This is a genomic window from Acidithiobacillus albertensis, assembly GCF_001931655.1.
Taxonomy (GTDB): Bacteria; Pseudomonadota; Gammaproteobacteria; order Acidithiobacillales; family Acidithiobacillaceae; genus Acidithiobacillus; species Acidithiobacillus thiooxidans.
The window spans coordinates 1-7,670 of record NZ_MOAD01000022.1; the positions used below are offsets into that span (position 1 = coordinate 1).

The following is a 7,670-nucleotide window of genomic DNA, read 5'->3' on the forward strand; positions in this document are numbered from 1 at the left end:
TATCAATCCGTTCAGCGCGGCACTACCCCGCTATATGCGTGATGCGGGATTACATCAGGGAACGCTGGCTTGGCAGGTACTGGGACAAACTCTGGCGCAACATGCAGCAATGCGGGGGATACTGGATGCATTCACGTTCCTTTTCTGGAGCTTTATAGCGGTCATATTGATTGTGTTACTGATGAAAAACAAAGCATGATTGTCAATACATCCCTTCCGGGCGTCACGCGTCGACGATTATGGTCTGTACCGCCTCCGGAATGGCCTTTTGCGGGTGTTTTTCTTCTTCACCCATAGGGTGGCCTCCATGTGCAGGAAAAGCCTCATCTTATCAAATGGATAATCTTATTTCAGTAGGGGTAACTGCTGTTTTTAGGATGAACCGAATTTTCCTCTGTCATTTTCTTGTTCCAATAAGACTCTATGATGGCCTGCTCGAAAGCCCTCGCCGCTTGATCTGCTTCGCTCCAGTCACTATTGGAAATCAACTGTTCTCCCATAGCTGCCATAGTTCGGTGGTACGCCTGATGGAGTCGCTCCAGACGTTGGTTGTCATTCAGTCCTAAGCTACGGATATAGTGATGGCCGGGGCAGGCGGTAGCGTCCGCCAATGTTCTATAGTCGGTTAGATGCGGGGCCTGGCAAATCACTTTTTTCAACGCATTATGGGCGGCGATTTGTTTGGCATAAAACCCAAGCAGACTGGTTGGATGCGGATGATCATAGCAGGGGTTGCTGTGGAGAAATGCCTGAAGTTCGGATAAAGGCATAGGTTTAGCGATGGCATAGCCCTGTAGAAACTGCGCGCCCGTGGCCACAATCGCATCCAGAATGTCCTCAGTTTCCACTCCCTCCACGACCAGATCCACGCCAATGCCTGCAGCGAGGTCCTGAATGGCTCCCACAAAATGCAGATCCTGGTGGGGTCGCTGCTCCAAGGAGCGGATAAAGCCCTGATCCAGCTTGATCTCATCAATAGGAAGATCCTTGAGCCGCAGCAAGGAACTATAGGCGCTTCCCACATCGTCCAGGGCTAGCCGGACGCCTAATGCTTTCATTTCCAGAAGATGATCCAACGCCTTTTGCTGTTCCAGAAAATCATCTCCCTCCAGAATCTCCAAAGTGATGCGGGAGGGATCCACTTTGCTTTGGGCGATCATTTCCTGCAGGCAGATGATGCAGTCTTTCGAAACGGAGCGCGGATCCATATTGACAGAGACCCATAAAGGCCATCCTTGTGTATTCAGAAGAGAAATGTCGGTCAATGACTGCGCCAAGACTTTTTTGGTCAGATCAGAAAGATTTCCAATCTGCAGTTGTGGCAGGAACTTCACCGGAGGCCAGAGGGTACCGTCCTTATCCCTAAGCCGCGCCAGGGCTTCGACACCTACCACCTTGCGTGTTCGGGTATTCAGTACCGGTTGATACCAGACCTCCAGAGCCCCGGCATCTAGCAGCTGTTGTGCAGGGGTGAGCGATACGGCTTTGTGGATTTCTTCACCAAAAAGCACCCAGAAGCGCTCTCGATCGGCCTTGTTTGCCTTGCTCTCGTACATGGCCTGATCGGCCAGGCGCAAGAGCTTGTCTCCCGTGTCTGTATCTCCAAAGGGGTAAATGGCAACCCCCATGCTTGCTCCGATCTGAACGCTTTCGCCATGGCTCAGCGGAATAGGGGCGGAGATGGCGCTCTCAATTTTTTTCATGATGTTGGCAAGATCGTCCAGATCCTCGAGATCTTCCACCAGCAGGACGAATTCATCTCCGCCCAGGCGCGCGACAAAGTCGGATTTACGCAAGACTTCGGGCAAGCGTTTTCCCAGGGCCACCAGTACTTCGTCTCCGGCCTCGTGGCCATAGATATCATTCACGGGTTTGAAGCCGTCCAGATCCATCATGCAGACTGCCAGGAGCCGATCATGACGTTTAGCACGCGCCATGCCCTGTTTCATCAGGGTCTCCAGGAAACGCCGGTTGGGGAGGGCGGTCAGGTCGTCGTAAAACGCCATTTGCTTAATCCGCTCTTCGGCCGCCTTTTGTGCGGTGATGTCGCGACCGATGATCATGATGCCCGCGCGTTCACCATTCCCATTGAACAAAGGCAGCTTCCGCGTTTCATAGAACGCCTGATAGCCATCTTCACGGACCATTTTTTCTTCGACAACAATCAGTTGTTTGGCTTGCCAGGCTTTTTCGTCATCCGCTATGCAAGCCTCGTGAATCTCCCGAAAATCCGGATGCAGTTCCGCCAGTTCCATATCGGTCTTGCCTTTCCATGGAATTCCTTCCAGGTGAAAAAGGCGTTTGGCGGGTTCATTGATGATCTGCCAGCGACCCGCGCCATCCTTGAAAAAAAACGCATCTGGGAAGACTTCAAGCAGCGCATACAGTTGTTCGCTGAGAGGGGATTGTTGTTGTGTATGTTTGGTAAAAATATATTTCCACATGTTTCATTTTCTCAGAAGTTGCTACAACTCACAATCTGCAGCATATGATTTCCTAAAATGCACCAGTCATAAGGCGTCAGCGTATCTCGTATTTTAGTCACCCAAAAGTCATACCTTATTGATTACTTGTTATTCATACCTCTTAACCCTTCGTGGTTGCCAGATGGACAGGGGTTTGTTCTATGCACAGATCCATTTTGACGTTTTTGCGCCCGATGGTTAGCAATGCTACGCTGATTCGCGACATGATCGTCTTTTTTATGTTGGGGATTTGATGATGAAAGTACAAATTCTGGTTTCGAAATGGTGCCCGGTTTGCCCGCAGGCTGAAGCCGTGTGGAAAGAAGCCGCAGAAAAGGTGCCGATGGAACTGCAGGTACTGGATGTGGCGGATCGCGAGGGGCGCGAAATCGTCAGCAATCTGCGCATTAAAACGGTCCCGGCCATTGTCGTGGACGGTGCCCTGAAGACAGTGGGCGCACAGCCTCTGGGCGAAGTGCTGAAAATGCTCGGTGCCCAATGAATACAACCTACTGAATGCGCCTGAACAAAGCTTCGGCCACGTTCAGGTCCCATAGAAATGCACTGCAACCTTTTCGGAGAATGCCATGACACCCATAGATCAGATCATGCAACATGACCATGAACGCCTGGATCAACTTTTGGAGCAGAGTGCCCAGGCTGTCGGCAAAGATGCGTGGCAGGAGGCTGCGCAGTTCCTGGAAGCCTTTCGCCATGGGATTGTCGATGGTCATATGGTCGTGGAGGAAAGCACCCTATTCCCTGCCTTCGAGCTACAGGAAGGTGGCGAAGATCATCCTCTGACCGCGCTACTTCGCAAGGGGCATCAGGATCTGCGGGTGTTTTTTGAAGAAATGGCGGAGGCCATTGCAGACCAAGACGCCGAGACCTTTGACGATCTGCTGAGTACCGTCCAAACCATTCTCAAACAACACGATGCCAAGGAAGAAACCGAACTTTATCCCTATCTGGCTAGCGCATTGGCGGATCAGGGTGAAGCTGCGGGAAAGCGTATTCTCGACTTTGAGGCGGAGGTCGGATCATGAGCGAATATAATGGTTGTGAACTGCCTGAAGACCTGTTTTATGATCTTGATTATGTCTGGGTGCGCCCGGAAGAAGACGGTACGCTGACAATTGGGGTTACAGACCCGGCGCAGACCATGTCGGGCCGCCTGCAAAAAGCCCGTATTAAAAAAATCGGCACACATCTGGAGGCCGGACGGCATGTGGCTACGCTGGAAAGTGGCAAGTGGGCAGGCGGCGTACCCGTGCCCTTTGCCGGTGAAGTCATTGCCCGCAACGAGCAATTGTTGGAAGACCCGCACCTGATCAATATTGATCCTTACAAGGACGCCTGGATTGCCCGCGTCAAACCGGATGATCCCCAACATGCCCTGGACAACGTGAAAACCGGCAGTGAGGCTATTGAAGCACTGGAGGCCTGGATCAAACGCTATGGAGTGCAGTGTATGCGCTGTTCGGAATGAGCCATGAATCAGGCCGCAAGCCGTTTTATGCTCAGCCCGCCTGCGACCTTCCGGACTGGACCTGATTGACTGGGGCGCTCAGGTGGCGGGATGTGTATGCATACGTAGTCGCGGACGATGATAGCGGTCGAATCTCCTCGCGCTACAAACTGACTGACGTTCACCCCGGTGCGGCTAGCCAGATGGATTACGATGAATAGCTATTTACAGATTATCGAAGATGGCCTGACAACACCTATATATCGTTTGCTGACACAATCAATCACTGGCATCTCGGAAAAATAAGGTTGATCAAGAAGATCGATGACCTCTTTACGGCTCTGATCGGATCGAATAGCGGTAATTGGTGTTTTCAAATCGTCGGCCGCTGCAACATTCAAGGTACGCGTCAGCAAGTCCGCAGTTCTTAGATTTTTCGAAAAAATCATACCGGCGAGTTGACCGCTGTGATCCACCACATAGAAATTGTGCGGGGGATCGTCAGTACTCATCAACTTTACAAGGTGGCTGTAGCTGGCAGAGATCGGCACGATATTCTGAAATGACGGCGTGATCAGGTCATCAAATGCAGTATGTACTGGGTGCGTAGAGACTTGCTCAATGAATGGCTCAATACCGGCAGGGCCAGAATAAATAGACCGCTTATCTAACAGGCGAGCAGTGAAAACAGCGGATACTATGGCTAACAGAACAGGAATCATAATGCCCATAGTATTGTGCGTGAGCTCCAGCAGCAAAACTATGGCGGCCAGAGGCGCTTGCATCGTTGCAGCGAGTAAAGCACCCGCGCCAATTACGGCGTAACTTCCAATAGCCGCTCCAGGCCAGATCAAAGACCATAAATCCCCCATTGATCCCCCAACTACCGCTCCATAGGTAATACTGGGTGTGAAAAGACCACCCGGGGCACCACTTCCAAGACATCCTGCCGTCACCAAGGGTTTTAACACGACAAGAGTAAGCATTAGAAGTAAAGGAAGTTGACTATTAAAAGCAAACTCAGTGACATCCTTTCCATTTCCTAAGAGTTGTGGATAAGGAATGGCTAATATCCCAAGCAGGGTAAACATAAGCAGGGGTGCCCACATAAACCATCCCGACTGAGGCTTATGGAGATCCGCCCATATAATGAGACGAACAAACAAAACAGACATAACGCCGGCTAATGGTCCAAATAGGAGCGACCAGCACAGTTCTCCGATATGAAACGTATAAATCGGAAGTGTGTACGTGGGCTGGTCAGGAAGAGTGATCCAGGATACTGCAGTAGCAATCAATGCCGTGGTAATGGCGGGCAACAGAAGAGGTAAAGTCACTGAACCCAGCAGGACTTCCAGCGCAAAAAGCGCGCCACCGAGTGGAACATTATAAACCGCTCCCATCCCTGCGCCGGCTCCACAGGCGGCGAGGAAACGCGTCTCTGTCGATGAGAGCCTTCCCCACCGTGAAAGCAGGCTAGCGATTGCCATTCCTACCTGTTTGGGTGCTCCTTCCCTGCCAAGGGAAGCGCCCATGCCGACGATGGTCATGGAAAGTATCGCCTGAGCGATGGTATGCCAAAAATTCACGCTTCCAGATTGAAACCATATAGCGTGAACTACATCACTATTGGCACCATGCGACAATCTGCGTAACAGCCAGACTGCAAAGGTAGCTAATACTCCGGCAGAAATTAATACGCCCAAGCGATGTAAGCCGGAGACATGCTCTGCCGCCACCTGAAAATATCCATGTGCGTAGTGGTAGCTGAGATGTTGAACCGTGGAGAGTAGGAACATCAAAAAATCCGCACCCAACCCAGCACCGATACCAGTAAAAACAATAAGCAGCCAAAATTTTGGACTGAAACTAAGGCCGGTTGAATCGAGGGTGTGAACGTGCGGATAAAAAAGTTGCCGCAAAATACGAACAAGTTTATTCATTGGCCCAGATGCAACAATGGTTGGTTATTCTTCAGGACTTCGTTAGTCCGATGATACCATTGCGCACTATTATCAAGATTATTCCATCAAAAATAAGGTTCACCCCGACAAAAATACCGACCAGTATCAGTGAACCTTGCGGCCAGGTGACGATAAAAAGCAACGCAATCAACACATCGATAATACCGCTGAAAAAAAACCAGCCACGTCCGACTCCACTCAACACCTTGGGCCGCGTAAAATTACGGTAAGCGTCAATAAAGAAATACAGAATAAAAAGCAAGCCAATGCTGGCGATGCCAGCGGCCGGAAGGGCTACCATAATAGCTCCGGTTATCAGCAAAAGAAGCGGTCTGAGCCAGTCTCCAAGCCCATGCGCATGCAGTTGGTAGCTATGAGCTATCCATACTGCGCCACCAAGAATAAGAACCCCCGCCAGGATGCCATCAGTTGCTGCGGAAAGAATCACGGGACTGAGCAAGCCGAAAATGCCGATTACAATCAAGATTAAACCTACCACTAAAGTATATTTTCCGAGATAATGTTGTTCTGACTTGATAATCGTCGTTAAATCTGGTGGTGTTGTGTTCATGATGCCATCCTTTTTTAAAATAATGAACAATACCTAAATAAGGAGCAACTAGTGTATGTAAGCAACCGAAATTATGATGCTTAAATTTGATATTCAACCATCTCGAAAAATTTTTCTATTTCCTGTACTATTTACAAATGAATCCTACTACCTATGTGATGATATGTCTACGTTGAAAAGCCTCATATACGAGGCGCATGAAGCAATCCATGGGATGATGCCCAACGAGCTGCATCATCTGATCCTCTGCAAAGCCATAATCGTGATAGATGTCAGAGAAGCGGATGAGCTATCTCATGGGAGTATTCCGGGTGCTATAGCAATTCCCCGAGGTATCATAGAGATGGCCGCTGATCTAAAATTCAGAGGTCACCACAAATTGCTTGCTTCCGCGCGTCAGATGAAAATCTGTTGCATCTGTGACTGTCCATCTGCAGGTAGATCTTCATTGGCAGCGTTGGCGCTCAAAGAGATGGAATTTGTCGATGTCAGCTATTTAAAGGGAGGGATTCCTCTTTGGGTAGCAGACGGATATAACCTAAATAAAATCCAGGCTGATATTTTTAGCGTTAAAAGGAGATGATTATTTTAATTGATGAATTATAAGCCAACTATCAGCTTCAGTTCTACTACACCATGTCGTGGAATAAAGATATTTAAATTACTGGAAGATTAGAAAGATTGTATTATTTATACAGTCAAATGTGAATATTTCTGGTGCTGCCTTCTACTTATATGACACCCCGCAAGATACACCGCTCAGTTACCGGTTACCCATGCAACGGAATCGCTGTGCTAATCAGTTAACTTATATGAAAAAATTTATTTCTTTGTATAACATATAAATGGCTACCAAAACTATGACACCGATAAAGATATCATTCAACGCCGCTTTACGCTGTCCCAGTTTATCGGCACTCAGTGCTCCCAACCATCCTCCCAATATTCCCCCAGCTATGTATTCTGCAGCAATATGCCAGTCTACGAGGCCATCCAGCGAATAGCTGACGGCGGTCGCTGTGCCTAGGGCTCCCACAGCTAACAATGAGGAGGCGACGGCATTCAAAATAGGCAAGCGCCCAGAACGCATCAGTGCAGGAACAATGAGAAAACCACCGCCAATGCCAAAAAATCCTGACAAAATGCCAGTACCACCGCCATAAAAATATACACAAGCATGCCGCTTGCATGTTTTATGCGCA

General features: G+C 49.3%; 8 protein-coding genes and 1 pseudogene. 5 read left to right on the forward strand and 4 right to left on the reverse strand.

Annotation, left to right across the window (positions count from 1 at the left end; all coding sequences use genetic code 11):
* Positions 1 to 199: pseudogene (locus BLW97_RS16350) on the forward strand (MFS transporter); the annotation flags it as partial.
* A 151-nt stretch (positions 200 to 350) separates the two neighbouring features.
* On the opposite strand, the gene BLW97_RS16355 reads toward BLW97_RS16350, so the two are convergent.
* On the reverse strand, positions 351 to 2,444 hold the full coding sequence (locus BLW97_RS16355) for an EAL domain-containing protein (RefSeq protein ID WP_075323961.1): 2,094 nt from the start codon (positions 2,442 to 2,444) through the stop codon (positions 351 to 353).
* A gap of 274 nt (positions 2,445 to 2,718) precedes the next feature.
* Between BLW97_RS16355 and BLW97_RS16360 the strand changes: the two genes are divergently transcribed.
* From BLW97_RS16360 to BLW97_RS16370, 3 genes are all read left to right on the forward strand, one after another.
* Positions 2,719 to 2,967, forward strand: a complete 249-nt coding sequence (locus BLW97_RS16360; RefSeq protein WP_227485260.1) for a thioredoxin family protein — start codon at positions 2,719 to 2,721, stop codon at positions 2,965 to 2,967.
* 85 nt (positions 2,968 to 3,052) lie between these two features.
* Positions 3,053 to 3,511 (forward strand): hemerythrin domain-containing protein, encoded by a 459-nt coding sequence (locus BLW97_RS16365; protein WP_075323962.1) that lies wholly within the window; start codon positions 3,053 to 3,055, stop codon positions 3,509 to 3,511.
* Positions 3,508 to 3,954 (forward strand): biotin/lipoyl attachment domain-containing protein, encoded by a 447-nt coding sequence (locus tag BLW97_RS16370; protein WP_075323963.1) that lies wholly within the window; start codon positions 3,508 to 3,510, stop codon positions 3,952 to 3,954. The genes BLW97_RS16365 and BLW97_RS16370 overlap by 4 nt, the downstream gene beginning before the upstream one ends.
* A 200-nt stretch (positions 3,955 to 4,154) precedes the next feature.
* Here BLW97_RS16370 and BLW97_RS16375 read toward each other — a convergent pair whose 3' ends face one another.
* Positions 4,155 to 5,876, reverse strand: a complete 1,722-nt coding sequence (locus BLW97_RS16375) for a chloride channel protein (protein WP_075323964.1) — start codon at positions 5,874 to 5,876, stop codon at positions 4,155 to 4,157.
* Positions 5,877 to 5,907: 31 nt separating this feature from the next.
* On the reverse strand, positions 5,908 to 6,468 hold the full coding sequence (locus tag BLW97_RS16380) for an HdeD family acid-resistance protein (protein ID WP_075323965.1): 561 nt from the start codon (positions 6,466 to 6,468) through the stop codon (positions 5,908 to 5,910).
* A 73-nt stretch (positions 6,469 to 6,541) separates the two neighbouring features.
* Between BLW97_RS16380 and BLW97_RS16385 the strand changes: the two genes are divergently transcribed.
* Entirely contained in the window at positions 6,542 to 7,051 is a 510-nt protein-coding gene (locus BLW97_RS16385) for a rhodanese-like domain-containing protein (protein WP_075323966.1), read from the forward strand.
* Positions 7,052 to 7,276: 225 nt separating this feature from the next.
* Here the strand turns inward: BLW97_RS16385 and BLW97_RS16390 are convergent.
* Positions 7,277 to 7,670, reverse strand: a 394-nt coding sequence (locus BLW97_RS16390; RefSeq protein ID WP_143214952.1) for a sulfite exporter TauE/SafE family protein, incomplete at its 5' end; no start/stop codon positions are given.

Coding starts and splice junctions, on each gene's coding strand:
- BLW97_RS16355 (WP_075323961.1), bottom strand. CDS start 2,444: ATGTGGAAATATATTTTTACCAAACATACACAACAACAATCCCCTCTC.
- BLW97_RS16370 (WP_075323963.1), top strand. CDS start 3,508: ATGAGCGAATATAATGGTTGTGAACTGCCTGAAGACCTGTTTTATGAT.
- BLW97_RS16375 (WP_075323964.1), bottom strand. CDS start 5,876: ATGAATAAACTTGTTCGTATTTTGCGGCAACTTTTTTATCCGCACGTT.
- BLW97_RS16380 (WP_075323965.1), bottom strand. CDS start 6,468: ATGAACACAACACCACCAGATTTAACGACGATTATCAAGTCAGAACAA.
- BLW97_RS16365 (WP_075323962.1), top strand. CDS start 3,053: ATGACACCCATAGATCAGATCATGCAACATGACCATGAACGCCTGGAT.
- BLW97_RS16385 (WP_075323966.1), top strand. CDS start 6,542: ATGATGCTTAAATTTGATATTCAACCATCTCGAAAAATTTTTCTATTT.
- BLW97_RS16360 (WP_227485260.1), top strand. CDS start 2,719: ATGATGAAAGTACAAATTCTGGTTTCGAAATGGTGCCCGGTTTGCCCG.